We start from the raw sequence: 24,486 nt of genomic DNA, 5'->3' as shown, positions 1-24,486 counted from the left end.
GAGTTTTTAATGGTTAAAAATTTAATCATCAAATTTGGACGCTTGATTCTTGATGCAATTGCAGCGATAAGTTTTGTTGTAGCTTTGCTTTATTCTCTTTTTATGATGTTTAGCATCGGATTTTTAGCTGGTTTATTATCACTGATAGTCAGTTTTATTGCTTTATTTTTAAGTTTTTTTGTAATCTATCTTGTTATAGATATCAGAGATGCTCTTGTAAATAAAGCTTAAATTTTCCACCTTTAAGGTGGAAAATCAATGTTTTAATTGAAATTTCAAAATTTCTCCGGCCATATAAGGCACGACTTGATTGTATTTATCTTCATAAACATTTGGCACTTGCCATTCTTTTTCTTCTAAAGTTAAAATTTTATCTTCTTTAAATTTTAAATCATAAATTTTACAAGCATTATCGCTTAAAAATTTTTGCAAATTTTCTTCTGAGCTATTTTGCTTAAATAATTCAGCTAAAACAGGTAAAATCACTGGGGCGCTAAATACACCTGCAGCACAACCGCAACACTCTTTAGTATCTCTTGGGTGAGGCGCACTATCACTTCCAAACATAACTTTTTCATAACCACTAAAAGCAAGTTCGCAAAGGGCTTCTTTATCTTCGTAACGCTTGGCTATAGGCTTACAAAAAAGATGAGGATTCATTTTACCTCCGATAACATCATCTAAAGTGATGATTAAATGATGTAAAGTGATTGTCGCGTATAAATTTTCATAATCTTTTAAAAGTTCACATAAAGTTTTAGTGGTAATATGCTCCATAACAATCTTAAGTCGTGGAAAATGTTTGGCTAATTTTTCATAAATTTTAGCAAAATTACTTTCCCTGTCCATTACAAAATCATTTGTTTCTCCATGCACTAGCAAAGGAATATTTAAATCACTCATAGCCTCTAAAGTAGGTTTTAAATACTCTATATCAAAACTTGAAACTCCACCATTTGAATTTGTTGTAATTCCTGCTGGATAAAGCTTAATACCAAAAATTTCATCTTTGGCACTTTTAAGAAATTTCTCATCATAATTTTTAAAAAAAAGTGTCATTAAAGGAGTGAAATTTTCATCTTTACAAGCCTTAAGGATACGCATTTTATAAGCTTTTAGATCTTCTAAATTGCAAAGCGGAGGGATTAAATTTGGCATAATCACAGCTGCACAAAAATCTCTTGCACTCAAAGGTGCAATAAGTTCTAACATTTGATTATCTCTTAAATGCAAATGCATATCTAAAAGATTTTTAAGTTTCATTTTTATCTCCTATATTTAGCTGATAAAATCCATTTTTAAGACGCTTAAAAAGTTTTTTTTCTTCTAAAAACTTAAAAGTAGCGATGATGGTAGGTTTACTTTGATGTAATTTTTCTTCAAGATCACTGATTTTAATCATAATAAAACCATTTTCATCGGCATTTTCACATAAAAATTTTAACAATTCAAAACGCTTTTTTCCTAAAATTTCTCGTATTAAATTTTCAAATTTCATAAGTAAATATTATATAAAATAAAGCCCCAAACAAAAAGAGCTAAAAGCACACTAAAAAACACTGCCGCACTCGCACAATCTTTAGCGATTTTTGCCTTTTCATGCCATTCATTTGTAATCAAATCAACACAAGCTTCAATAGCCGAATTTAAAGCTTCTACAATTAAGATAAGTATTAAGACACTTACCAATAACAAATGCTCCAAAAAACTAACTTTTAAGAAAAAACTAAAAACTACCGCGGGGATAATAATGCAAAGTTCAATTCTAAACGCCATTTCATTTTTAAATAAAGCAAAAAACCCTTCTAAAGCATATCTTGCATTATTTAAAAAATGATATTTAGGCTTCATGGATTTGCCTTAAGTTTAGAATTTAATAAATCATATTCTGGCTCATAAACACTTGTTTTTACATCAAAATATCCTAAAAGAGTGCTAAAAAGATTATCTTGAGAAAGTTTTAAACCTTTATGCTCTTTAGCTAAATTCATTAAATTTTTATCATTACTCCAAAAAATAGCAGGAATATAAGTTTGATAACTTGGCGCTATAGCATAAGGCATACCATGAAGATAAATACCATTTTCACCCAAACTTTCACCATGATCTGAAAGATAAAACAAAGAACTTTCATAGCTTTTTTGCTCTTTTAATAGTTTTATAATCTCACTTAAAAGATAGTCTGTGTAAAGCAAAGTATTGTCATAAGTGTTGATTAAAGCTTCGCTATTACATTTTGAAAGCTCATTAGTATCACAAGTTGGAGTGAATTTTTTAAATTCGCTTGGATAGCGTTTATAATAAGTTGGCCCATGAGAACCTTGCAAATGAAGAACTATTATATTTTGATCACTTAAATGATTTAATTTTTCTTTAAAAGGGGTGAGTAAATTTTCATCCAAATCACTAGAAAGCTTTTGCTTATAAGCTAATCTATTGCAAACCCCTTTACAACCACCAGAATTATTATCAAACCATGCAGCATCTACACCTGTTTTATAAAGCACATCCATCGCATTTTCTTGAAATTCTGAACTTGAATAATCTCTACGCTTAGAAATAGAAAACATACAAGGTAAACTTACCGCTGTTGCTGTTCCACATGATGAAAAATTATCAAAAAAGACTACATTATCTTTTTTGGTATAAAAATTGGTATCATTTTTAGTATATCCACCCAAAGAGTAATTTGCCGCTCTAGCGGTTTCACCCACCACCAAAACTAAAAGTTTTTTAGTGTGATTGTTTTCTCTATAAGCATCATTAGCTATAGTTTTAAATTCTGGCTTAGCTTTCACAAAACGAACATAATAGCGATATACGGCATAAATTTGATAAAAAGGAGTATTATACATTCTTATTTCATTATAGTTTCTAAAAAAAGGTAAGAAAGTTTTACTTAAAGGGATTAAAATCGCACAAACAACAATCAAACCTGATATTATATTGATAATTTTAATTTTTATATGGGATTTAAAACTACCATAATAATCAATTTTTACTTTAACAACATAAAAAACCAATAATAAAGCCAAAACAACAAATAAGATTAATTTTAAATTTAACAAATCTTTTACTTCTTTAATGTCTGTTTGAACAACATTTTGTATCATATCAGAATCTATAAGCACCCCATAAAAACTAATAAAGTAAACACTTAAAAAAGATGATATTATAAATAATATAGAAAAAAATTTAGTAAAAAACTTTATAAAAAGTAAAGAGCAAACCACATGAACAAAGGCAAAATAGGCCACAATAAAAACAAAAGTTATAAGCCAGTTTTGTGTATTTTTTTCATACACAAAATAAAATAAATTAAAATTCAATAATACAATCATCAAAGAATTAAAAAAAGTAAACTGAAACCAAGTTAATCTAAGCATATAAATCCCACCTTCAAATTTAAGGTTTTAATTTTATTGAATTTTTTTAAATGGATTGTAGTTTTAAATCTTTTTATGTTATGATTTACACTTTTAATGAAAATTTTAAGGAAAATAATGAAACTACTTTCATGGAATGTCAATGGCTTAAGAGCTATTTGTGATAAAGATGCACTTGATTGGATAGCACAAGAAAAAATTGATTTTATAGGTTTTCAAGAAATCAAAGCACATGAAGATAAATTTCCTAAAAAAATTTATGAATATCCTTTTAAACATATGTATTTTAATTCTGCTAAAAGAGCAGGGTATTCTGGGGTAATGAGTCTTTGTAATTTTGATAGCGAAGTAAAAAAATGTGAATTTTTTGATGATGAAGAAGGCAGGGTTTTGGAACACCGCTTTAAAAATATCGCGCTTTTTAATATCTATTTTCCAAATGGTCAAAAAGATGAAGAGCGTTTAAATTTTAAAATGAAATTTTATGCAGATTTTTTAGTGTATTTAAATAAGCTTTTAAAAGATGGATTTGAAATTATCATTTGTGGTGATGTCAACACCGCTCATAAAGAAATCGATCTTACCCACCCAAAAGCCAATGCCAACACTTCAGGTTTTTTACCTATAGAAAGAGCTTGGATTGATGATTTGCTAAAACTTGGTTTTATAGATACTTTTAGAGAAATTAATGGTGAAATCAAAGAAAAATACTCGTGGTGGAGCTATAGAATGAAAGCAAGAGAAAGAAATGTAGGCTGGAGGATTGATTATTTTTTCATTTCAAAGGGTTTAAAAGATAAACTTAAAAACGCTTTCATAAGAGATGATATTTTTGGCTCTGATCACGCACCTGTAGGTATAGAAATAGATATTTAATATCCCAAAAAATGGGATATTATTTTTTAACAAATTTTTTTGCTTTTTCCCAAAGTCTTATACCGAGCTTTTTAGCTTTTTTGGAATTTAAATCTTTGTATTTTTCGCTAGCAATTTTTTCTAATTCAAAAATTTCTTGTTTAAAACGATTTAATTTTCTTTGAGTAAGTTTGTTAAAATCATTAATCTTTGGATTTTTCTTAATATCATTTAAAACTAATATTAGCTGCTCTCTGCTTTCACCTGCAAGACGTCTAAATTTAGCAAAAAGATTATCAAGTTCATGTTCTAGCAAATTCTCAACTATACTCTTACAAGGATCATTTTGTAGTTGAATCTCTTTTTTCAAAAGAGCAATAAAATCATCTTCTATACCTATTAGTTCTTTGCTTTTTAAACTAACATCTTCTTCAAAATTTGCATAAGTTAATGAAGCTTTAAATTTTTCCATTGCTAAAACAATACCATCTCTTGTGCCTTTAATCACGCCTAAACAAAGATCTTTTGCATAAGCCATAGATTCATTAGCTATTTCAAAAGCGGTATTTAAAATAATACTTGAAATTTTTAAAATTCTTTCTTTTTCAAAATGAGCTTCACAAATGGCATTATATACGAGATTTTTAGCTATTTCACTACTTGTAAGTTCTATATCTTCAGCCTTTTCTAATGTAGTTAAAAAAGCACTTTCAGCGGTTTCTTTTAAAATTCCAAGCATTTCTATATCAAATAAAATAGCATCATTTAAACCACCGCTAAATTCATCACAAAAAGAACATTCTTGTAAAATATTCTCGAATTCAAAAAAATTATCACTGATTTGATTTTTAATCAAATTCTTTTGATTTTCAATCTGCTTATTTAATAATTCAGCTTCGCTAATATACTCATAAAGCGAATTTTGAGCATCTACAATACTCGCCTTAACCAAAGCTTTGATAACCTTTGTAACATTTTCATCATCAAAAAAATCAAGTTTTTTCAAAATAGTTAAAAATTCAACCAAAAGAGAATTTAAAACTTTTTTTGTTTCATGAGGATTATGTGAAATTTGCTTATACGCAAGATTAAAACTCAAGTCTTCAAGCAAATCACTTGCTTCATCTTTACCGAGATTTGATAAAGAATTTTCAAAAATAATTAAAGTATTTTTCATTTTTCCTTCTTTCTTAAAGTACAAATTTTGCTTTAGCTTTTAATTTATCAAATATATCCAAACGATCTTTTTTGCTATCAACATAAACATTTAATAAATAACTTTGATATTTTCCACTCGCACTTGAATTCGAATGTTCAAATTTATATTCTCTTTGGCCTAAAATTTCTTGAAAAATTTCACTTGCCCTAACATGCACCTCAAAAATCACCTTATAATCCCAAAAAGTAGGATAATTGATCTGAGGTTCTTTTTTAAGATCGCACAAATTTACCACTTTTACCTCCTTCTTTGCTTTCAAGCACTATATCCGTAATCCTCATTGATTTATCTATAGCCTTGATCATATCATATATAGTTAAAAGTCCTATACTAACTCCACTTAAAGCTTCCATTTCAACCCCTGTTTTACCTTCACACTTAACTGTTACAATAAGCTTAAATGCACATTCTTTAACAAATTCCATAATATCAGTTTCGACTTTAGAAAGCATCAAAGGATGACACATAGGAATAATTTCACTTGTTTTTTTAGCTCCCATTATAGCCGCAATAATAGCTGTTTGAAGAACAGGACCTTTTTTTGCGGTATTGTTTTTAATTGCATCAAAAGCTTCTTGACTCATATATATCATACCACTAGCTGTGGCTATTCTTGAAGTAATATTTTTATCGCTTACATCTACCATTTTAGGATGATTTTTTTCATCTAAATGACTTAATTTCATAAATTCACCTTTTAAAAAATTATAAAAATTATAGCAAAACCAAACAAATTTAAGATAAAATAAGCTTTGTATTTTTATTTAAGGAGAAAACAATGGCTTATGAAGATGAAGAAGATTTAAATTACGATGATTATGAAAACGAAGATGAAGAATATCCACAAAATCATCATAAAAATTATAATTACGATGATGATGATTATGAATACGATGATGATAACAATGATGATGATTTTTATGAGATGGATTAAGAATGAGCAAAACCCTTAACCAAAAAGATATAAAAGTTTTAGGACTTTCATCATTAGGTGGAACTTTAGAATTTTATGATTTTATTATTTTTGTATTTTTTGCAAATTATATTTCAACAAACTTTTTTCCAAAAGATTTAAGTAGTTTTTGGCAAATGTTTAATACTTATGGAATATTTGCGGCTGGATATTTAGCGCGTCCCTTAGGGGGTGTGATACTGGCACATTTTGGAGATAAATTTGGACGCAAAAGAATGTTTATGATTAGTATTTTGTTAATGGTTATTCCAACTTTTACTCTAGCTTTTATTCCAAATTATGAAAGCATAGGTTTTCTTTGTATTGTGCTTTTAGTTTTTATACGCATTTGTCAAGGCATTGCTATAGGTGGAGAACTTCCTGGAGCTTGGGTTTTTGTATACGAACACGCACCACAAGGTCAAAAAAGAACTTATTTGGGAATTTTAACCGCTTCAGTTGTAGGTGGAATTTTATTAGGTAGTTTAGTTTTTTTAATTATGAATAAAATTTATACCCAAGAAGAACTTCATGAATGGGCTTGGAGAATTCCATTCTTTTTAGGTGGAATTTTTGGGATTATTTCTGCTTATTTGAGAAAATTTTTAAGAGAAACTCCTGTTTTTGAACAAATGAAAAAAGACAAGGCTTTAGAAAAATTTCCTTTAAAAGAAGTGTTTAAAAAAGCTAAAATGGGAATTGTTCTTTCCATGATGATTACTTGGGTTTTGACAGGTTGCATTGTTGTAATGATTTTGCTTATGCCTAGCTATATGGCAAAAATACTTCAAATTAACACTTCTATACAAACCTATCTTCAAATAGGTGGAATTTTACTTATTTGCCTAGGGTGTATTATAAGTGGAATTTTAGCGGATAAAATAGGCATTATCAAATCTTGTGTATTTTTTAGTGTTTTTTTTGGAATTGTAAGCTTGCTTTATTTTAATACTCTATATAGACAAAATGCTGATTTTAACCTAGTAGCTTGCTTATATTTACTTGTATGTTTTTTTAGCGGAGTGATGAATTTTTGCCCTTTAATAATGAGTGAAGTATTTGATGCAAAAATTAAATTTTCAGGACTTTCTTTTTCATATAATATTGCTTATGCTATAGCTGGAGGTTTAACTCCGCAACTTGCTTTTTTCTTGCATAGTTTTGCCTTAGATAATTTAAGTAATTTTTGGCGTTTTTCTTTGGGAGTTTATGTTTTCTTTTTGGCTATTATAGCTTTGCTATGTACATTTATTTTTTCTTATCTTAATAATACCCAACGCACATACTCTCAGTGATTTTAATACGCTTTTCAAAAGGAGCTGGGCTAAAAAAATGGCATTTTTCTATATAAATATGCTGATGATAATTTAGCCCTAAAAAATCATAAAATTTTTTTAGATTAACAAATTTAATCCCACAAATCTCCTTAAGCTCTAAAAGTTTGTAAATAGAAGAATTATTTTTTTCCACTAAATGAGAGGGGGCTAATCCAGTAAAAGAACAAAAAGCACTTGCCAATACAAAACCATTTAAACCACTACATTGCCTTAAAGCTTGCTGATGTTTTTCTAAAATGCAATTTCTATGCAAAAATATAATTCTTGTTCCTTGATATCTACCTATTTCTACATTTTTCCAAAATTTATAAGCATTTTTTGAAATTCCAGCAAAACGATGAAATTCGGTGTTTAAAATATAGTGATCTAAAAATTCATTAGGAGGTAAGATTAAACTTTTCATCACTACAATTTAGAGCCTTAAAAAGGCTCTTTAATCTTCTTTGTTTAAATTTTCCTTAGCTTTGCTAGGAAGCTTAGATAAAAGATTGTTTAAATCAAAATTAATTCCTTGAGTTTTTGCCTCTTCAAGTAAAGCAACTGCAGCTTTTGCGTTAAATGGAGAAGAGCCATCATGCGGAGCAAAAAGATGATCTGTTATTGCTAAAGCATAAGCGGATTTTTTCACTTCTTCACGAGCAGCATGAGGAGTGCGAACAAAACATATACTTTCAATCAAAACATCATCAAAATTCCAACGATGTAACAAAAATCCCAAGAAAGAAATATGATCTACGCCTAAAAATTCATTCTCCGCTAAAGCAAGATTTTCATTTTTATTTAAAAAAGCTAAAAAATCCTTATCCTTATGATTTTGTATAAGAAAATTTGAAAAAATAACAATACCAAGCCTTAAAAGCATTGCACAAGGAACTAAAAGATGAGAAAGTTTTTTATCTTCATCATTAAGCCAATTTGTAATAAAAGTTGCCTCTTCATTGCATGTTTTTAAAAAATTTTGAGTATTTAAACCATAAGGTGAAACATCTATTTTAAAATTATCTCTAATGGAATCAGCCGTAACTATATTGATGATATTACCAACGCCTAATAAAGTAATCACTTGATTTATGGTTGTAATTTCTCTTGTAAAACCATAATAAGGAGAATTTGCTAATTGCAAAAGCTTAGCCGTCATCAACGGATCGCTTGAAATGATTTCAGCAACTTTCATAGTTTCTATATTTAAATTAGCCTCGCTCACATATTTTCTTAACTTACTTACAGTATCAGGTAAAGGTGGCAATACTTCAACGCTTTTTAATAAAAGCTCATTCATATCTCCAATCATATTTGATTTATCCTTAATTAATATTATTATAATTTGGAATTATATCTAAATTTTAATTTACTTATTGCATTTTTTTATTACTTAAGGTATAATAAAAATTACAAATAAATGCCGAATTTATGGTGTCTTGATTTAGTTAACTAGTAATTAAAAAATAGTTTTAATGGAGTTAAATTGATGTTTTTTAATTTTAAAAATAAAAGCTCAACAAAAAAAGAAGAAAGTAAAAAAGTTTTAGAAGCTCTATATCTTCAAGAAAATGAACTTGAATAAAAATTAAAAAAAATAAATATCAAGCCAAAATTAATTATAGGCTTTGTGTCGATCAACTTAATCTAGCGATCATAGGAAATAAGATTCAAAATTCTATAAATGATCAATGTGATATCATCTTAAGCAGTGCTACTGATTTATTATGCAACCTTGATTCTAACTCAAACATTGAAAACAGTCCTTATAAACAAAATATCCAAGGAATAAGTTTGATGCTTTTTAGTGAAGATATGATAGAAAATCTTTGCACAAACAAAATCAAGCTTTTTAGCAATATAAAAGATTATACAGAAAGAAAAAAACTGATAGAAAAAGAAGTTTTATCTATAAATGTACCTTTTGAAGCACACTGCATAAATACTTTGCATTATTTAATTTATGATGGTTTAAGTCAAAGCGAAAGTTCTCTTTTAGAACTTTTATACAAACACAATCCCTATCCTTGTGCTTTAGTAGGGGGTGGATCTAGCGGAAACATGGACTTTAGCGGAACATTTATATTTTATAATGGAGAAATATTAAAAAATCAAGCTTTAAGCTTACATATTCAATTTAAACCTAAAATATCGTTTTGATTTAATGAAGTCTCAAAATTTTAATCCTCAAAGCAATATCACCTTTACCATACTTGATGCAAGTTTATATGATAAAACCATACATGAATTTATTGATAAAAAAACCTTTCAATCCATCAACGCGGTTGAAGCTTTATGTAATTATTTTAACTGCACTTTTGAAGAACTTAAAAATAAAATGCAAGAATATACTTTTGCTTTAAAAATTGGAGAAGACTATCTTATTTCCCCATATGGAAATCAACCCAGATAAAACATTATTTAGTTATTGTGATATAGAAAGCGCTCAAGAATTATGCTTGCTTAAAAAAACAAATTTTATTGAAGCTATAAAAAAGATTATGAAAAATTTTCTCTTAATAAACCAAAATCACTAGGAGCAATTTTTAACGATTGTATCTTAAGAAGGCTTCACAACAAAGAACATTTAAATCAAATCCATTTTAATGATTTTCCTATAGTTGGTTTTTCTAGTTTTGGAGAAATTTATGGAGTGGGAATTGCAAAAAGTTTAGTGGCAATATTTTTTTATGAAGTTGAAAATTTTAATGATTTCAAACCTAGATATTTAAAAACTTTCATACAAAAATACAGCGATTTTAAATACTATTATCTTAATATAAGAGCTCAAAAACTAGAAATTACAAATGAGATTAAAATAAAATAATCTTAAATCAACTCAAACAAAATACATCAGAAATTGATAAAAATACAAGCATATTTAAAGAAATTTTTGAAAAACTTGAAAATATAAGAAGAAGTCTTACAACCATTAGTGAAAGTTTTACTAATTTCACTAACTACCTAGAATACAACCTTTACCAAAGCGAAGAAAAAATGAATTTAGAAAAAGAAGTACAATCTTCTTTGAAAATATAGATCAATTAAATAGTATTTTAGATCTTATTTCAGAGATTGCTGAACAAACTAGCCTTTTATCTTTAAATACAAGTATAGAAGCTGCTAGAGCTGGAAAACTTGGTCGTGGATTTGCAGTTGTAGCTGATGAAGTTAGAAAACTTTCAGAAAATACCCAAATGGGTCTAGGTGAAATGGAAGGAGCTATCAAATTAGTTATTCAGACCATACAATCCATTGCAAAAAGCTCCAATTCTAGTACTCAAGAAATGAATTTTATAAGAGATAAATCTAATGAATTTTCCAAAATCATTTCAAATCTTATAAATTCAGGTAAAGAAATTTCAGATAAATTAGAACAAAGAAGCAATGTCAGCGAAGATTTTGAAAAAAATGTAAATGAACTCAAATGTTATGAAGATGTTCTAGCTAAATTAAATCAATGCTAAAAAATTAAGAATTTCAAGAATCAAAAATCTTGAAATTCTTACACTAAAAAATCAAAGTGCTTTTTTTGCGGCCTCTGCAATTTTTGCAAAAGCAGCAGCATCATTCATAGCTAAATCTGCTAGAATTTTTCTATCAAGTTCAATACCTGCTTTTTTAAGACCATTGATAAATCTTGAATAACTTAAATCATTGAGTCTGCAAGCAGCATTGATACGCACAATCCAAAGACGACGGAAGTCTCTTTTTTTACGACGTCTATCACGATAAGCATAGACAAGACTTCTTTCTAATTGTTCTTTTGCTTTTCTAAAATGTTTGCGGCGTCCACTATAAAAACCACGCACTAATTTTAAAACTTTTTTATGTCTGCGGCGTCTAACAACACCTGTTTTTACTCTTGCCATTTTTATTTCCTTTCATAAAGTGGCGTCCAAATTTGGAGCTTGCCCTTGAAATTTTATCTCAGAGGGGAGTTTGAATGACTTTTAGTCAAAAACTTAAATTCCTAGCATTTTTTCAACAGCTTTTACATTTGTGCTATGCACATATTTAGCTGTGCGAAGATCACGCATTCTTTTTGCAGGTTTTTTAGTCAAAATATGACTTCTAAAAGCTGAGCCTCTTTTGATTTTATTTTTACCTACTTTGAAGCGTTTAACTGCGCTTTTAACGCTTTTCATCTTTGGCATACGCTTTCCTTATTTAGATAAATTTTTATTTTTCAAATTAAAAGAAAAGCTAAATACTATCAAATTTTTTCTAATTTTTGACTGAATTTAATTTTTAAAAAACTTGGCACACCTTTTGCTTATAAAAAATCAGCAATATTTTGGAAAGATTTAAAATGACTATAAATTCGGCAAATCCATATCAAAATTTAACCTTATCTAATCCTTTGCAGAATAGCTCTGCTCTAAATTTGATTAAAGATAGCAAAGCCTTAGATCAAGAAGGAAATGAAAATAGCTTAGAACAATTAAGCTATATTTTTAACAACACCACTTATGCTAGTGAATTTGGATTTAGAATCAATGAAGAAGGTTTTTTTGATAAAGATTTAAATAAAATTGCAAATATACCAGAATCTTATAATATCAACATTAAAAGCGTTAGAAGCATAGCAAAAGAACTCGCAAAACAAGATGAAAATTTAAACTACAATAAAATTGATCTACCTTATCTTTTAAATAGCTATCATAGTTCATTAAAATCTATAAATTCAGAATTTTTACAAGATGATAATGCTTATTTAAGTCGCGATCTTATTTCAAAACTATCATCAGGTTTTTCAACAGATAATGGAGAATTTTTAAGCCAAATTTCAAGAATTTACAACAATCAAGAAGAAATTGATTTGGCATTAAGCAATATCACAAATTTAAATACTTTAATGTTAGATAATAAAATAACTAATTTTCATTTTGATAAAGCCATAGAAAATACTTCTTCTAATGAAATTTTAAAACCTTATTTAACTAAAAATGCAGAAGTATCAAAATCTGGTCTTTTAATGAATTTTATCTACCATGATATAAAAACTCAAAACGAAAAAGAATTTAACTTTTTTATGAAACCTGCCACTTTAGAACTAAGCTCTCATCAAAATTTACAAAAAATTCTCAAGGGCGAAACAGATATAGAAGATTACATCAAAAAAGAAAATGAAAAAAAGATGAGTTTTGATCTTTATCTTTATGTTAATGGCGTAGATAAAAAAACAAGCACTCAAGACAAACTATCTGTATTTTTTCAACAATATATTAACTACCAAAAAGATATGGATTTAAGAGAATTTGCAAATTCAAGTTCAATATTTCAAATTTATATCGATCAAAATCGCAATGATTTTGATGCTCTTAAAAAACAATATCAAAATCAAAGTCAAGATACGCAAAGATTAGAAGAAGCAAATCAACTACGTTCTAACTCTATAGAAAATTTTTTAGATCGTCGTCAAAAACAAGCAAATATAAATAAAATTTTAAACTCTTATATGTCTGTGATGGTTTAAAATAATTTTTTAAAAAATATATAAATTATAAATACTTTAATAATAATAATTTTTATATAATTAATTAATAAAATTTTAAGTATTATAGCATTATAATCCGCTCTCGAAAAATATAAATATAAAAATACTCAAAACCATGACTTATAATGAAAAAATTATTTCAATGAATAATGATCTTTTAGATCATCAACATAAAGAACTTTTTGAAATTTCTAAAAAACTCTCTTTAATGAACCAACGTCATGTTGGAACAAAAGAATTAAAAATTGTCTTAAGAGAGTTGTTGATAATGATCAATAGACATTTTTCAGATGAAGAAGCCTTTATGAGAGAAATAGGATATCCTTATATCAACCATCATACAAGAATTCATAGAAAAATTATCTTAGAAATTGAAGAAATTATCATCAGTGAAGCTAAATTTGTAAATATAATGACCGAAAAATTAAATCTCGTTGTTCAAGATTTTATCTTTAAACATACAGCCAAAGAAGATTCAAAGATAGTAAAGTATTACGAAGAAAAATTTAAGAAATAGTATTTCTCATTTTTGCTATATAAAATTCACAAAATATTTCACTTTAAAATTTTACTTTAGCATTTTATTTTTGTTATAATTTTTAACCTAATTTTTATAAATTTTTGTTATTATCCATTTTCAAATAAAGATAAAAAATATCCTAATTAAAATTAAGGATAAATTAAGGATTTTAAAGTGAAAGTATATTTAGATAACAACGCAACGACAATGCTTGATCCTAATGCTTATGAGTTGATGCTACCTTTTTTAAAGGATATGTATGGAAATCCAAATAGCCTTCATCAATATGGAAGCGCAACACATCCTGCCTTAAGAGAAGCTTTGGATAAACTTTATACGGGGCTTGGAGCAAATGACTTAGATGATATAGTTGTAACCTCCTGTGCGACAGAAAGCATTAACTGGGTGCTTAAGGGTGTGTATTTTGATCATATTTTAGATAAAGAACGCAATGAAGTGATTATTTCTAGTGTAGAACACCCTGCTGTTACTGCTGCTGCTTATTTTTTAAAAAGTCTTGGAGTAAAAGTTATAGAACTTCCTGTAAACGAAGAAGGGGTTTCTACTGTAGAAGATTTGCGTAAAGTGATTAGCGATAAAACAGCACTTGTAAGTGTTATGTGGGCAAATAATGAAACAGGTATGATTTTTGATATTAAAGCGATGGCAGAACTTGCACATGAATTTGGTGCTCTTTTTCATACAGATGCTACTCAAGCAGTAGGTAAAATAAAGGTTAATTTAACTCAAGTAGGAGTTGATTTTGCTTCATTTTCGGCACATAAATTTCATGGACCAAAGGGTGTGGGTGGACTTTTTATAAAAAAAGGACTTAAACTTACCCCACTTTTACACGGTGGAGAACACATGGGTGGTCGTAGAAGCGGAACTTTAAATGTACCTTACATAGTGGCTATGGGTGAGGCTTTGCGTATTGCAAACACTATGCTTGATTTTGAAGATTCTCATATACGCCGTTTAAGAGATAAACTAGAAGATCAAATTTTAGCCTTGCCTGATACAACAGTGGTTGGAAAAAGGGAACGCCGTGTGCCTAATACAATCTTAGCAAGTATTAAAGGTGTTGAAGGCGAAGCAATGCTTTGGGACTTAAATAAAAATGGTATAGCTGCAAGTACGGGCTCAGCCTGTGCAAGTGAAGCTTTAGAAAGCAATCCTATTATGGAAGCTATCGGTGCGGAGCATGATTTAGCACATACAGCTTTAAGGCTTTCTTTGTCACGTTTTAATACTGAAGAAGAAATTGATTATGCAGCAAAACAAATTAAAAATGCAACACAGAGATTAAGAGCAATTTCTTGTACTTATGCTTATAATCCAAATAATTACAAATAAGGATGAAAAATGGGAAAAAATAGTTTAATTGGTGGATCCATTTGGGATGAGTATTCACAAAAAGTTCAAGATAGAATGAATAATCCTCAACATATGGGAGAATTTAGTGAAGAAGATGCTAAAGCACGCAATGCAAAATTGATCGTAGCTGATTTTGGTGCAGAAAGTTGCGGCGATGCAGTAAGACTTTTTTGGCTTGTAGATGAAAAAACTGATAAAATTATCGATGCAAAATTTAAAAGTTTTGGTTGTGGTACAGCTATAGCAAGTAGTGATACTATGGTGGATCTTTGTATAGGAAAAACTGTAGATGAAGCAGTAAAAATCACAAATTTAGATGTGGAATTTGCTATGCGTGATAATCCAGAAACTCCAGCTGTTCCACCTCAAAAAATGCACTGTTCGGTTATGGCTTATGATGTAATCAAACAAGCAGCAGCGCATTATAAAGGTATAAGTCCTGAAGATTTTGAAGATCAAATTATAGTTTGCGAGTGTGCTAGGGTAAGTCTTGGAACTATTAAAGAAGTGATTAAACTTAATGATTTGCATAGCGTAGAAGAAATCACACAATATACTAAAGCGGGTGCTTTTTGTAAATCCTGTATCAAACCAGGCGGACATGAAAAAAGAGATTATTACCTTGTAGATATTTTAGCTGAAACTAGAGCTGAAATAGATAGAGAAAAACTCAAAAATACAATGAAAAGTGATGTGGCTTTTGATGAAATGACCGTAGTGGGACAATTAAAAGCAGTTGAAAGTGTTTTAGATGCTGAAATTCGCCCTATGCTTCATAATGATGGCGGAGATTTGGAAGTGATTGATATACAAAAGGCTGAAGGTGCAGCAATTGATGTTTATATTCGTTATCTTGGTGCTTGTAGTGGTTGTTCTAGTGGAAGTGGTGCAACACTTTATGCTATTGAAACAATTTTACAAGAAGAATTAAGTCCAAATATACGCGTTATGCCGGTTTAAAAAATAGCAAGATAAAATCTTGCTATTTTATAGCTTTTGCTTGCAAATCAAGGGGTGGTAAATTTTCTATATAAATACTACGACTTGGGAAAGCAAAGGTTAAACCATTTTTTTCAATTATACGCATAAACTCAAGCATTAAACTTTGTCTAGCTTCTCTAAAATCTTTTCCACCTATTTCTTTGATATAAAAATAAAGCTCTATATTAATACTACTATCTGCAAATTCACTTAAAGCCACATAACAAGCATTTTTATAGCCTTCTAAATCATTAATAGATACAAGATTTTGACGATATTTTGTTGTATGATCGCCATATTTTAATGCACTATCCTCATCGTGAGCTACTAAATCACTTGTATGCAAAAATTCTCTTAGATCTTTTACACATTGTTCTAGTTTTTCAGGAGTAGCATCATAACCAACACCCAAATACATTCTAACATGGCGACCCATGCGTCTTTTGCTCCAATTTTTGATATTAGCTCCCATAATAGTTGAATTTGGTAAAAATACAAGACAATTATCAAAAGTTCTAATAGTAGTTTTTCTAAGTCCTGTTTCAACCACGGTTCCTTCTATGCCTGAAACCTCTACCCAATCTCCTTGATTAAAGCTATTATCAAAAAGTAAGAGTATAGAAGCAAAGAAATTTGCAATGATATCTTTCGCCGCTAAAGCAACAGCTAAACCACCAATTCCCAAAGATGCAATAATAGCCGAAATATTAAAACCAAGTTGAGCAAGAATATATAATAAAGCTATGATAATAATGACAAAATATAAAATTTTAATAATTAAATTTACAACTTCTTTTTTTCCACTTTTTTGAGCAAGTTTAGAAACCAATACCACACCATAACCATCAAGCATTCTTAAAATAAGCCATGCAATTAAAACTGCATAAACTATATGAAAAAAATTACTTAAATTTACACTCAAAGGTGCAGGATAAGTTGCTATAGTAAGACAAAGAGAAATAGCATAGACAATCAACAAGAAACCTACGGGTTTTTTAATATTCTCAATAAAAATGACTTTAATATCATCTACATCATTTTTATTTCTATAAAAAAGCTGAACAAGGAAAAAATATACTATATTTGCAAAAAAACGTCTTAAAGATATAAAAAATGCTAAAACCAAAGCAGAAATTACTATTTTTCCGATATTAATGAAACCTACTCCAATTGCCTCATTTATACGATCTATCCAAACTTGAAGCTCAAGTAATGAAAAAATATAATTACTTTCAAGCAAATCTGCATTTGAGCGTAAATACTTAAGAATTTCAGAATAAGAATCTACAGCATTACTGATATATCTTTCTTTTAGGGTAATTTTTTCTAATTCTTCTGGATTTGTAATTTTGCTTTTAAAACTGTTTAAATTTATACTAGAAGAATTTTGTAAATTTTCCATTGCTTTATCAACAGTAGCAATCAAATCTTCACTACTTGCTGTATTTTTAAAAAGTTTTTCCACTTCAAACAAAGAAGAATAAAAACTTTCCACAATATTAAAATAAACTAGATTAAGAGTGGCATCTGTATAAATATAAGGCTTATTAATATTCTTTTTTTGAACATCTAGTAATTTTTCTTTTGCTTTTAAAAATCTAGCCACTGCCTCTTCATTAATCTTTTGTCCTACTATCATATCGGGTATTTTTGCTAAAATAGTCTTTTTGTCTTTTTCAAATTCACTTAAAATACCATTAAAAGTGCTTGAATTTTCATCATTGTTTTTCTTAAATTCTTTAATTTGATTGTTAAGATCAACATATTTTTCAACTAAAGCATAAATTCCTTCATCCTCTTTACTAATATTCGCATCAATAAATTTAAATTCTTGTGCTCCAAGGTATAAAATAAAAAAACATAAACTAAAAATAATTTTTTTCATTGAACTTTCCTATCCTGTATTAAAGTAAAAATTTTTGCTTTAAAATCATACTCATAAATTTCACCTGTCTCTATAATATAATACCAAGCATGTACTTCTATTTTTCCTTCATCTAAAGCTTCTTGCACGCCTGGATAAGTAAGTATATTTTGCAAAGAATTTACTAAATTTAATTTTTCTGTAAGCCATGAACGCATAGCCAAATCGTCTCTTGCAAAAATCATTACATCTTTTTTTATCGGATCTAACATAGTAAGCCATTTTTTCACGTTAGGAATTTTATTTAACTCTTCATCAGAATAATAAAGAGCATTGCAACCTCCACAATTACTATGGCCACAAACGACGATATTTTTAATATGCAATGAATTTAAAGCATACTCTATTGCTGAAGTTGTCGCCAAGTAATCTTCTCCAACGCGATAAGGTGGAACTATATTTGCAATATTTCGTATTACAAAAAGCTCACCTGGACCCGTATTAGTGATCAAATTTGGAATTACTCTAGAATCAGAACAACCTATAAAAAGAGTATGGGGATTTTGCTTATTTTTTAGACTTTCAAAAAGTTCTTCATGCTCCTTAAAGTCTTCTTGCATAAACTTAATCGCACCGCTAATAAGATTTTCCATAAAACCAACCTGAAACTAAAATCTTGAAATTATAACAAAATTTCAGCAAAGATTTCATTTAAGCATAAGATATTATATAAATTAACTTTTTATTTAATCTAATATGTTAGATTTCGCTCAAGATTTTAAAAAATCTAACAATTTTACAAGGAGAATTTTATGAGTCTTTATGATAGAGACTACTCAAGATCAAAAGAATTTGAAAATACACGCTCAAGCGAATTAAGTATTTTTATTAAACAAACTTATCAACTTTTTGCTGCTTCATTATTAGCTGCAACAGTAGGTGCGTATGTAGGAATTTTTGCTTTAGCATCATTTTTTATACAATCACAAGTAACTTTTTGGATCCTTTTTGCTGTTGAAATCGGACTTTTATTTGCTTTGCAATGGAAAAAAAGAGAAGCTCCATTAAATCTTGTTTTACTTTTTGGTTTTACTTTCTGCTCAGGTTTAACACTTACACCTTTGCTTATTTCAGTTTTAGCTCTACCAGCTGGAGGAATTATCATCGCTCAAGCTTTTGCTTTAACAACAGTTGCTTTTGCAGGACTTAGCGTATTTGCTATGAATACAAAAAAAGATTTTACTGTTATAGGCAAAGCTTTATTTATAGTATTAATCGTTATTGTAGCAGCATCTTTACTAAACCTTTTCTTCCAAAGCAGTATAGTTAATCTAGCTATTTCAGCAGTAGCTGCAATATTATTTTCATTTTACATTCTTTATGATACGCAAAATATTATCCGCGGAAATTATGAAACTCCAATCGAAGGTGCAGTAGCACTTTATCTTGATTTTGTTAATCTTTTCGTATCTTTACTTAATATCTTAAGAAGCTTCAATAGCAGATAAGTTTTTGTGGGATTTTTCTCACAAAAACTTTTCAAGTTTCAAAACTTTTCAAGTTTTATTTAGTTAAAATAATCATTTAAAAATTAACTTTTAGGAATTTTCAATGATCACTCTTTTAATCATTTTACAATTTATCATCGTTGTAGTTATTTGTATAGCAGTTTTACTTCAAAAAAGTTCAAGTATAGGACTTGGAGCTTATAGTGGAAGCAATGAAAGTTTATTTGGTGCCAAAGGACCGGCTGGATTTTTGGCAAAATTTACCTTTGTCATGGGAATTTTACTTATTGCAAATACTATTGGTCTTGGTTATTTATACAATAAAGCTAGCAAGGACTCACTAGCAGAGAAAATTAAAGTAGAAAACAACAACACTACTATTCCAAGCGCTCCTATTGTGCCTGCTACCCCAAACACAAATTCTATCGCTCCAAGTGCAGCACAACTTCCAAGCGATGTTAATTCAAGTAAATAATTAAAGGAAATGATAATGCTAAGTGAAATTTTTAACAAACAAAAAACCCAAAGTGAAAAATCTTTAGAAGCCTTAAAAAAAGACTTCACCACTTTAAGAACTGGAAAAGTTAATACCCATATTTTAGATCATATTACAGTGGATTATTACGGAACTCAAACTCCTTTAAATCAAGTAGCAACTGTTTTAGCAAGCGATGCTTCAACTATTAGCATCACTCCTTGGGAAAAACCTTTACTAAAAACCATAGAAAGTGCTATTGCAGCTGCAAATATCGGTGTAAATCCAAACAATGACGGCGAAAGTGTAAAATTATTTTTCCCTCCGATGACTAGAGAGCAAAGAGAAGAAAACGTAAAGCAAGCTAAAGCTATGGGTGAAAAGGCAAAAGTTTCTATAAGAAATATACGCAAAGATGCCAACGATGCAGTTAAAAAACTAGAAAAAGATAAGGCAATAAGCGAAGATGAAGCAAAAAAAGCTTATGATGAAGTGCAAAAACTTACCGACGCCTACACAATAAAAATTGATGAGAGTGTAAAAAGTAAAGAAAGTGAACTTTTAAAGGTTTAACGATGAATTTAGGGCAAATTTATAAAGATTGTGGTGCTTATTTAGAAGACCATTTTTTACTAAGTTCAGGTAAACATTCGCAATTTTATCTTCAAAGTGCAAAAGTTTTAGAGAATCCAAAATTAGCAGCAAAACTTTGTGACGAACTTGCAAAGATTATTGCAAGCTATAAGATAGAATTTGATAGCATTTGTTCTCCTGCTTTAGGTGGAATTTTAGCAGGTTATGAGCTTGCGAGAGCTTGTAGTAAACGTTTTATCTTCACTGAAAGAGTAAATAAAGAAATGACTTTAAGACGTGGTTTTGAGGTGAAAAAGGGTGAAAAATTTATAATTTGTGAAGATATCATTACTACAGGTGGTAGTGCTTTAGAGAGTGCAAAAATCATTGAAAGTTTAGGTGGCATTGTTGTAGGTTTTGCAGCATTGGCAAATCGTGGTTTTTGTGCAGTAGAAAATTTAAAATCTCCAAGAAAAGATAATGCGAAATTACCTGAAAATTTACCACTCTTTACTCTAGGAAATTTTGAATTTGAAATTTATGATGAAACAAATTGTCCACTTTGTAAAAAAGGGAGTAAAGCTATAAAACCAGGAAGCCGTGGAAATTAAATGAAAACTAAAGCAAAAATTAGCTCTAGATGGCTAAGATTTAGAGCTTTGCTTATAGATATTTTTCTTATTTATGTTCCTATTTTGTATTTATTTTATTTTCTATTAGGCTCTAAAGAATCTTTTTTAAACAACCATTTTATCACAACTTTATGTACTTTTTTATTTGGTTTGATTCAAGCTATTTTTTTAACAAAAAAGGCACAAAGCCCAGGTCTTAAAGCATATGATTTATATCTTATTGATATAAAAACGGGAAAGAAACTAAGTTTTCTTAGAATTTTACTAAGATATGTGATATTTATTATAAGTTTTGGCTTACTCTTTGGTTTATTTGTCAGTTTTGTAAGAAAAGATCGTTTAAATTTACACGATATTTTAACTCAAAGTTGTATAGCTACTAAAGCATAAAGAAAGGTTAAAAATGCAAAGAAAAAGAATTTACAATCCAAGTTCAAACGAAACCTTAGGAGATCGTAAAGTTTTTGATGGTAACCCACATGGAATTTTAAATTTTACTAAGGCAAAATATACTTGGGCTTTAAAACTTTGGGATTTAATGGAGGCAAATACTTGGTTTCCAAAAGAAGTGGATACAACTAAAGATGCACTTGATTATCGCTGTAATTTAACTGCAGGTGAAAAAAGAATGTATGATTTGGTTTGGAGTCAGCTTATTTCTATGGATAGTTTTCAAACCAATAATTTAGCAGACAATATCAACCCTTACATCACAGCTCCTGAAATCAATGCAGTTTTAGCACGCCAAGCTTATGAAGAGGCAAACCATTCAAAATCTTACGCTGTTATGGTAGAAGCGATTTGCGATAATACAGATTTGATTTATGAAATGGAAAAGCATGATGAAACTTTGCGTGAAAAAAATGACTTTATTTCAAGCATTTATGAAGAATTAGCAGGCGATGTAGATGATAATAAACTTCTTTTAGCTATGGTGGCAAATCAAATTTTAGAAGGAGTATATTTTTATAGTGGTTTTACTGCTATTTACGCACTTGCACGTGCAGGAAAAATGCTAGGTTCAGCACAAATGATCCGCTTTATCCAAAGAGATGAAATCACACATCTTTTATTATTTCAAAATATGATCAATTCAGTACGCAAAGAAAGACCTGATTTGTTCCATGATGAAAATATCAATAAAATTTATGATATGTTTAAAAAAGCTGGAGACCTTGAGATCAAATGGGGTAAATACATCACTCAAAATCAAATCATGGGCTTTACTGATGATATCATAGAAGAATATATCCATTATCTTGTAGATCAAAGATTAAGCGCGATCAATTTAGATAAATTATACAATGCAAAACATCCCATTAAATGGGTAGATGATTTTTCAAAATTTAACGATCAAAAGAGCAATTTCTTTGAAAGTAAAGTAACGAATTATTCTAAGGGTAGTATAAGCTTTGATGACTTCTAAAACTTCTTTAGCCTTGCTTTGTGATTTTTATGAATTTACAATGTCTCAAGGCTATTTCAAAAACAATAAAAAAGATCAAATTTGTTATTTTGATATATTTTTTAGAAAAATTCCAGATTCAGGTTCTTTTGCTATTTTTGCAGGTCTTGAAGATATTTTAGACTTTGTTGAAAATTTGAGTTTTGATGCAGAAGATATAGAATTTTTAAGAAAACAAGGTATTTTTGATACAGAATTTTTAGATTTTTTAGCCAGCTTTAAATTTAAAGGTGAAATTTATGCCATGCGTGAAGGAGAAGTGATTTTTCCAAACGAACCTTTACTTTGCGTTAAAGCTACAACTATAGAAGCACAGCTTTTAGAAACTTTTTTACTTTTAAGTTTAAACCACCAAAGCCTTATTGCTACCAAAACCAATCGTATCGTGCGTGCAGCTAAAGACAGTAAAATTTTAGAATTTGGTTCACGCAGAGCACAAGGAAGTGAAGCAGCCTTAAAAGGAGCAAGAGCAGCTTTTATAGGAGGTTGCATAGGAAGTGCTTGTACTTTAGCAGGAAAAATTTATAATATCCCTATCAATGGAACTATGGCACATTCTTGGGTGCAAATGTTTGAAAATGAACTTGAAGCTTTTAAAGCTTATGTGAAAATTTATCCAAAAAATCCTGTTTTTTTGATCGATACTTATGATTGTCTAAATAGCGGACTTAAAAATGCGATTAAAGTTTTTAAAGAATTTGATATTCAAGAAGGCGGTGTGAGAATAGATTCTGGAAATTTACTTGAGTTGAGTTTGAAAATCAGACAAGAACTTGATCAAGCAGGACTTCAAAAATGTAAAATCATAGTTTCTAACGCCCTTGATGAATGGAGTATTAAAAAACTCAAAGAACAAAATGCACCTATTGATATCTTTGGTGTAGGCGAAAGATTGATCACTGCTTCAAGTGACCCTATTTTTAGTTGCGTTTATAAACTCGCAGCCTTAGAAGATCAAGACATAAAACCTAAAATCAAAATCAGCGAAAATAACGAAAAATCAACCCTACCTCATTTTAAAAAGCTTTTTAGGGTTTATGATAAAAACACGCAAAAAATCCTTTTTGATGAGCTTTATGTTTTTGACGAAAACCCAAATCAAGATGAAAATTTAGAACGCAAAGAACTTTTAGAATTAGTCTACAAAGAAAAAAGACTTCTTAAAAAGTCATCTTTAAATACTATTCAAGATTATACAAAAGAGCAAATTTCAAAACTCGATGAGAGTTTTTTAGATCTTGATCGTTTTGTGAAATTTGAAGTAAAACTCTCACCTAAACTTCAAAATATCACTGAAGATCTTTTAAAAACTCGTTTTTAAAATCCACATAATTTAAAGCGGATTGTTTTAGAAAGCTTATTTCTTCATCGTTTAATTCACGCACAAATTTTGCAGGATTTCCAAGTATCAAAGAGCGTGGCGGAAATTTTTTACCCTTTGTTACAACGCTTCCAGCACCCACTATGCTATCTTCTTCTATCAAAGCATTGTCCATGATAACAGCATTCATTCCGACTAAAACACGATTTTTTATCACACAAGCATGGATAACGCAATTATGTCCTATGGTTACATCATCTCCTATTATCGTAGGAAAACCAGCGTCTTTTAACTTTCCTTTTTCATCAAATTCCCTATGCCAAACATGCACCGTGCTAAGATCTTGAATATTGGTTCTTTTGCCAATTTTTATAAAATTAAAATCGGCTCTTAAAACACAATTAAACCAAATACCACTTTCATCTCCTATTTCTATTTCTCCTATGATTTTAGCACCCTCTGCAACAAAAACATTTTGACCTAGTTTGGGACTATGATTTTTAAATTTTATAAGCATTTTTTTCCTTTTTATTTAAGTATAG

General features: G+C 29.2%; 31 protein-coding genes and 2 pseudogenes. 19 read left to right on the top strand and 14 right to left on the bottom strand.

Going from position 1 to position 24,486, the window contains the following annotated elements; translation table 11 throughout:
• The first annotated feature begins 9 nt into the window (after positions 1-9).
• Positions 10-224 (top strand): annotated as a pseudogene (locus AT682_RS01245) (hypothetical protein).
• 31 nt (positions 225-255) lie between these two features.
• Here AT682_RS01245 and pyrC read toward each other — a convergent pair.
• From pyrC to eptC, 4 genes are read right to left on the bottom strand one after another with little or no spacing between them, the layout of a single operon-like run.
• Positions 256-1,263: a dihydroorotase gene (gene pyrC / locus AT682_RS01240; protein WP_002883361.1), complete on the bottom strand. Its 1,008-nt coding sequence runs from the start codon at positions 1,261-1,263 to the stop codon at positions 256-258.
• On the bottom strand, positions 1,253-1,498 hold the full coding sequence (locus AT682_RS01235) for a replication/maintenance protein RepL (RefSeq protein WP_002851854.1): 246 nt from the start codon (positions 1,496-1,498) through the stop codon (positions 1,253-1,255). Before AT682_RS01235 ends, pyrC begins: the two co-directional genes overlap by 11 nt.
• Complete coding sequence (gene dgkA, locus AT682_RS01230; protein WP_002883363.1) at positions 1,495-1,851, bottom strand: diacylglycerol kinase; 357 nt, start codon at positions 1,849-1,851, stop codon at positions 1,495-1,497. Before dgkA ends, AT682_RS01235 begins: the two co-directional genes overlap by 4 nt.
• Positions 1,848-3,386: a lipid A/FlgG phosphoethanolamine transferase EptC gene (eptC, locus tag AT682_RS01225; RefSeq protein ID WP_002883365.1), complete on the bottom strand. Its 1,539-nt coding sequence runs from the start codon at positions 3,384-3,386 to the stop codon at positions 1,848-1,850. Before eptC ends, dgkA begins: the two co-directional genes overlap by 4 nt.
• 117 nt (positions 3,387-3,503) lie before the next feature.
• Here eptC and exoA point away from each other — a divergent pair, with 117 nt between their 5' ends.
• On the top strand, positions 3,504-4,262 hold the full coding sequence (exoA, locus tag AT682_RS01220; RefSeq protein WP_002883366.1) for an exodeoxyribonuclease III: 759 nt from the start codon (positions 3,504-3,506) through the stop codon (positions 4,260-4,262).
• Between the two features lie 19 nt (positions 4,263-4,281).
• On the opposite strand, the gene AT682_RS01215 is transcribed toward exoA, so the two are convergent.
• From AT682_RS01215 to moaC, 3 genes are read right to left on the bottom strand one after another with little or no spacing between them, the layout of a single operon-like run.
• Positions 4,282-5,442, bottom strand: coding sequence for a hypothetical protein (locus AT682_RS01215; protein ID WP_072228454.1), 1,161 nt, complete (start codon positions 5,440-5,442; stop codon positions 4,282-4,284).
• On the bottom strand, positions 5,432-5,695 hold the full coding sequence (locus AT682_RS01210; protein ID WP_002869152.1) for an HP0495 family protein: 264 nt from the start codon (positions 5,693-5,695) through the stop codon (positions 5,432-5,434). The genes AT682_RS01215 and AT682_RS01210 overlap by 11 nt, the downstream gene beginning before the upstream one ends.
• Positions 5,673-6,146, bottom strand: a complete 474-nt coding sequence (gene moaC, locus AT682_RS01205) for a cyclic pyranopterin monophosphate synthase MoaC (protein WP_002883368.1) — start codon at positions 6,144-6,146, stop codon at positions 5,673-5,675. The genes AT682_RS01210 and moaC overlap by 23 nt, the downstream gene beginning before the upstream one ends.
• A 92-nt stretch (positions 6,147-6,238) precedes the next feature.
• On the opposite strand from moaC, the gene AT682_RS01200 reads away from it, so the two are divergent.
• Together AT682_RS01200 and AT682_RS01195 are read left to right on the top strand one after the other, a co-directional pair.
• Positions 6,239-6,394 carry a highly acidic protein gene (locus tag AT682_RS01200; protein WP_002851965.1) on the top strand — a complete coding sequence of 52 codons (156 nt, stop codon included), beginning with the start codon at positions 6,239-6,241 and terminating at the stop codon, positions 6,392-6,394.
• A 2-nt stretch (positions 6,395-6,396) separates the two neighbouring features.
• Positions 6,397-7,707 carry an MFS transporter gene (locus tag AT682_RS01195; protein WP_016818212.1) on the top strand — a complete coding sequence of 437 codons (1,311 nt, stop codon included), beginning with the start codon at positions 6,397-6,399 and terminating at the stop codon, positions 7,705-7,707.
• On the opposite strand, the gene cheQ is transcribed toward AT682_RS01195, so the two are convergent.
• The gene (gene cheQ / locus AT682_RS01190; protein WP_079263800.1) at positions 7,676-8,155 is read right to left on the bottom strand and encodes a cheVAW transcriptional regulator CheQ; all 480 of its coding nucleotides are present in this window, start codon (positions 8,153-8,155) and stop codon (positions 7,676-7,678) included. The genes AT682_RS01195 and cheQ overlap by 32 nt on opposite strands.
• Positions 8,156-8,182: 27 nt before the next feature.
• Positions 8,183-9,040, bottom strand: coding sequence for a cheVAW transcriptional regulator CheP (gene cheP / locus AT682_RS01185; RefSeq protein WP_002882708.1), 858 nt, complete (start codon positions 9,038-9,040; stop codon positions 8,183-8,185).
• A 482-nt stretch (positions 9,041-9,522) separates the two neighbouring features.
• Here cheP and AT682_RS10035 point away from each other — a divergent pair, with 482 nt between their 5' ends.
• The 4 genes and pseudogenes from AT682_RS10035 to AT682_RS09710 all read left to right on the top strand — a co-directional run.
• Entirely contained in the window at positions 9,523-9,888 is a 366-nt protein-coding gene (locus AT682_RS10035; protein WP_016818213.1) for an FIST N-terminal domain-containing protein, read from the top strand.
• Positions 9,889-9,892: 4 nt separating this feature from the next.
• Positions 9,893-10,141, top strand: a complete 249-nt coding sequence (locus tag AT682_RS09720; RefSeq protein WP_016818214.1) for a hypothetical protein — start codon at positions 9,893-9,895, stop codon at positions 10,139-10,141.
• Positions 10,142-10,402: 261 nt separating this feature from the next.
• Complete coding sequence (locus tag AT682_RS09715; protein WP_167561446.1) at positions 10,403-10,555, top strand: hypothetical protein; 153 nt, start codon at positions 10,403-10,405, stop codon at positions 10,553-10,555.
• 256 nt (positions 10,556-10,811) lie between these two features.
• Positions 10,812-11,195, top strand: a pseudogene (locus tag AT682_RS09710) (methyl-accepting chemotaxis protein); the annotation flags it as partial.
• Positions 11,196-11,246: 51 nt separating this feature from the next.
• Here AT682_RS09710 and rplT read toward each other — a convergent pair.
• Positions 11,247-11,600, bottom strand: a complete 354-nt coding sequence (rplT, locus tag AT682_RS01160; RefSeq protein WP_002882715.1) for a 50S ribosomal protein L20 — start codon at positions 11,598-11,600, stop codon at positions 11,247-11,249.
• A 93-nt stretch (positions 11,601-11,693) separates the two neighbouring features.
• Positions 11,694-11,885: a 50S ribosomal protein L35 gene (rpmI, locus tag AT682_RS01155; RefSeq protein WP_002777995.1), complete on the bottom strand. Its 192-nt coding sequence runs from the start codon at positions 11,883-11,885 to the stop codon at positions 11,694-11,696.
• A 155-nt stretch (positions 11,886-12,040) separates the two neighbouring features.
• Here rpmI and AT682_RS01150 point away from each other — a divergent pair, with 155 nt between their 5' ends.
• The 4 genes from AT682_RS01150 (at position 12,041) to AT682_RS01135 (ending at position 16,085) form a co-directional block, all read left to right on the top strand.
• On the top strand, positions 12,041-13,207 hold the full coding sequence (locus AT682_RS01150) for a Cj0814-related protein (RefSeq protein ID WP_002882716.1): 1,167 nt from the start codon (positions 12,041-12,043) through the stop codon (positions 13,205-13,207).
• A 136-nt stretch (positions 13,208-13,343) separates the two neighbouring features.
• On the top strand, positions 13,344-13,745 hold the full coding sequence (locus AT682_RS01145; RefSeq protein ID WP_009881923.1) for a bacteriohemerythrin: 402 nt from the start codon (positions 13,344-13,346) through the stop codon (positions 13,743-13,745).
• 177 nt (positions 13,746-13,922) lie between these two features.
• Positions 13,923-15,104, top strand: coding sequence for a NifS family cysteine desulfurase (gene iscS / locus AT682_RS01140; RefSeq protein ID WP_002882286.1), 1,182 nt, complete (start codon positions 13,923-13,925; stop codon positions 15,102-15,104).
• 9 nt (positions 15,105-15,113) lie between these two features.
• Positions 15,114-16,085, top strand: a complete 972-nt coding sequence (locus AT682_RS01135; RefSeq protein ID WP_002840050.1) for an iron-sulfur cluster assembly scaffold protein NifU — start codon at positions 15,114-15,116, stop codon at positions 16,083-16,085.
• 22 nt (positions 16,086-16,107) lie between these two features.
• On the opposite strand, the gene AT682_RS01130 is transcribed toward AT682_RS01135, so the two are convergent.
• Positions 16,108-17,991 carry a mechanosensitive ion channel family protein gene (locus AT682_RS01130; protein ID WP_002882285.1) on the bottom strand — a complete coding sequence of 628 codons (1,884 nt, stop codon included), beginning with the start codon at positions 17,989-17,991 and terminating at the stop codon, positions 16,108-16,110.
• A complete protein-coding gene (gene cynT / locus AT682_RS01125; RefSeq protein ID WP_002851887.1) occupies positions 17,988-18,623 on the bottom strand; it encodes a carbonic anhydrase in 636 nt (211 codons plus the stop codon). The genes AT682_RS01130 and cynT overlap by 4 nt, the downstream gene beginning before the upstream one ends.
• 159 nt (positions 18,624-18,782) lie before the next feature.
• Between cynT and AT682_RS01120 the strand changes: the two genes are divergently transcribed.
• The 7 genes from AT682_RS01120 to AT682_RS01090 all read left to right on the top strand — a co-directional run bounded on the left by AT682_RS01120 (position 18,783) and on the right by AT682_RS01090 (position 23,944).
• Positions 18,783-19,478: a Bax inhibitor-1/YccA family protein gene (locus tag AT682_RS01120; protein WP_002882284.1), complete on the top strand. Its 696-nt coding sequence runs from the start codon at positions 18,783-18,785 to the stop codon at positions 19,476-19,478.
• A gap of 103 nt (positions 19,479-19,581) precedes the next feature.
• A complete protein-coding gene (secG, locus tag AT682_RS01115) occupies positions 19,582-19,953 on the top strand; it encodes a preprotein translocase subunit SecG (protein ID WP_002882283.1) in 372 nt (123 codons plus the stop codon).
• Positions 19,954-19,962: 9 nt separating this feature from the next.
• Positions 19,963-20,526, top strand: coding sequence for a ribosome recycling factor (gene frr, locus AT682_RS01110; protein WP_079254734.1), 564 nt, complete (start codon positions 19,963-19,965; stop codon positions 20,524-20,526).
• A gap of 2 nt (positions 20,527-20,528) precedes the next feature.
• Positions 20,529-21,137, top strand: a complete 609-nt coding sequence (gene pyrE, locus AT682_RS01105) for an orotate phosphoribosyltransferase (protein ID WP_002857434.1) — start codon at positions 20,529-20,531, stop codon at positions 21,135-21,137.
• On the top strand, positions 21,138-21,548 hold the full coding sequence (locus AT682_RS01100) for an RDD family protein (RefSeq protein ID WP_002872938.1): 411 nt from the start codon (positions 21,138-21,140) through the stop codon (positions 21,546-21,548). It abuts the gene before it with no gap.
• Between the two features lie 13 nt (positions 21,549-21,561).
• Positions 21,562-22,584, top strand: coding sequence for a ribonucleotide-diphosphate reductase subunit beta (nrdB, locus tag AT682_RS01095; RefSeq protein WP_002851758.1), 1,023 nt, complete (start codon positions 21,562-21,564; stop codon positions 22,582-22,584).
• Positions 22,571-23,944 (top strand): nicotinate phosphoribosyltransferase, encoded by a 1,374-nt coding sequence (locus AT682_RS01090; protein WP_079263851.1) that lies wholly within the window; start codon positions 22,571-22,573, stop codon positions 23,942-23,944. The genes nrdB and AT682_RS01090 overlap by 14 nt, the downstream gene beginning before the upstream one ends.
• On the opposite strand, the gene AT682_RS01085 is transcribed toward AT682_RS01090, so the two are convergent.
• A complete protein-coding gene (locus AT682_RS01085) occupies positions 23,913-24,461 on the bottom strand; it encodes a gamma carbonic anhydrase family protein (RefSeq protein WP_002882281.1) in 549 nt (182 codons plus the stop codon). The genes AT682_RS01090 and AT682_RS01085 overlap by 32 nt on opposite strands.
• Positions 24,462-24,486: the final 25 nt, after the last annotated feature.

Source organism: Campylobacter jejuni (genome assembly GCF_001457695.1).
GTDB classification, from domain to species: Bacteria; Campylobacterota; Campylobacteria; order Campylobacterales; family Campylobacteraceae; genus Campylobacter_D; species Campylobacter_D jejuni.
This window is presented reverse-complemented; position numbering and strand designations above follow the sequence as displayed.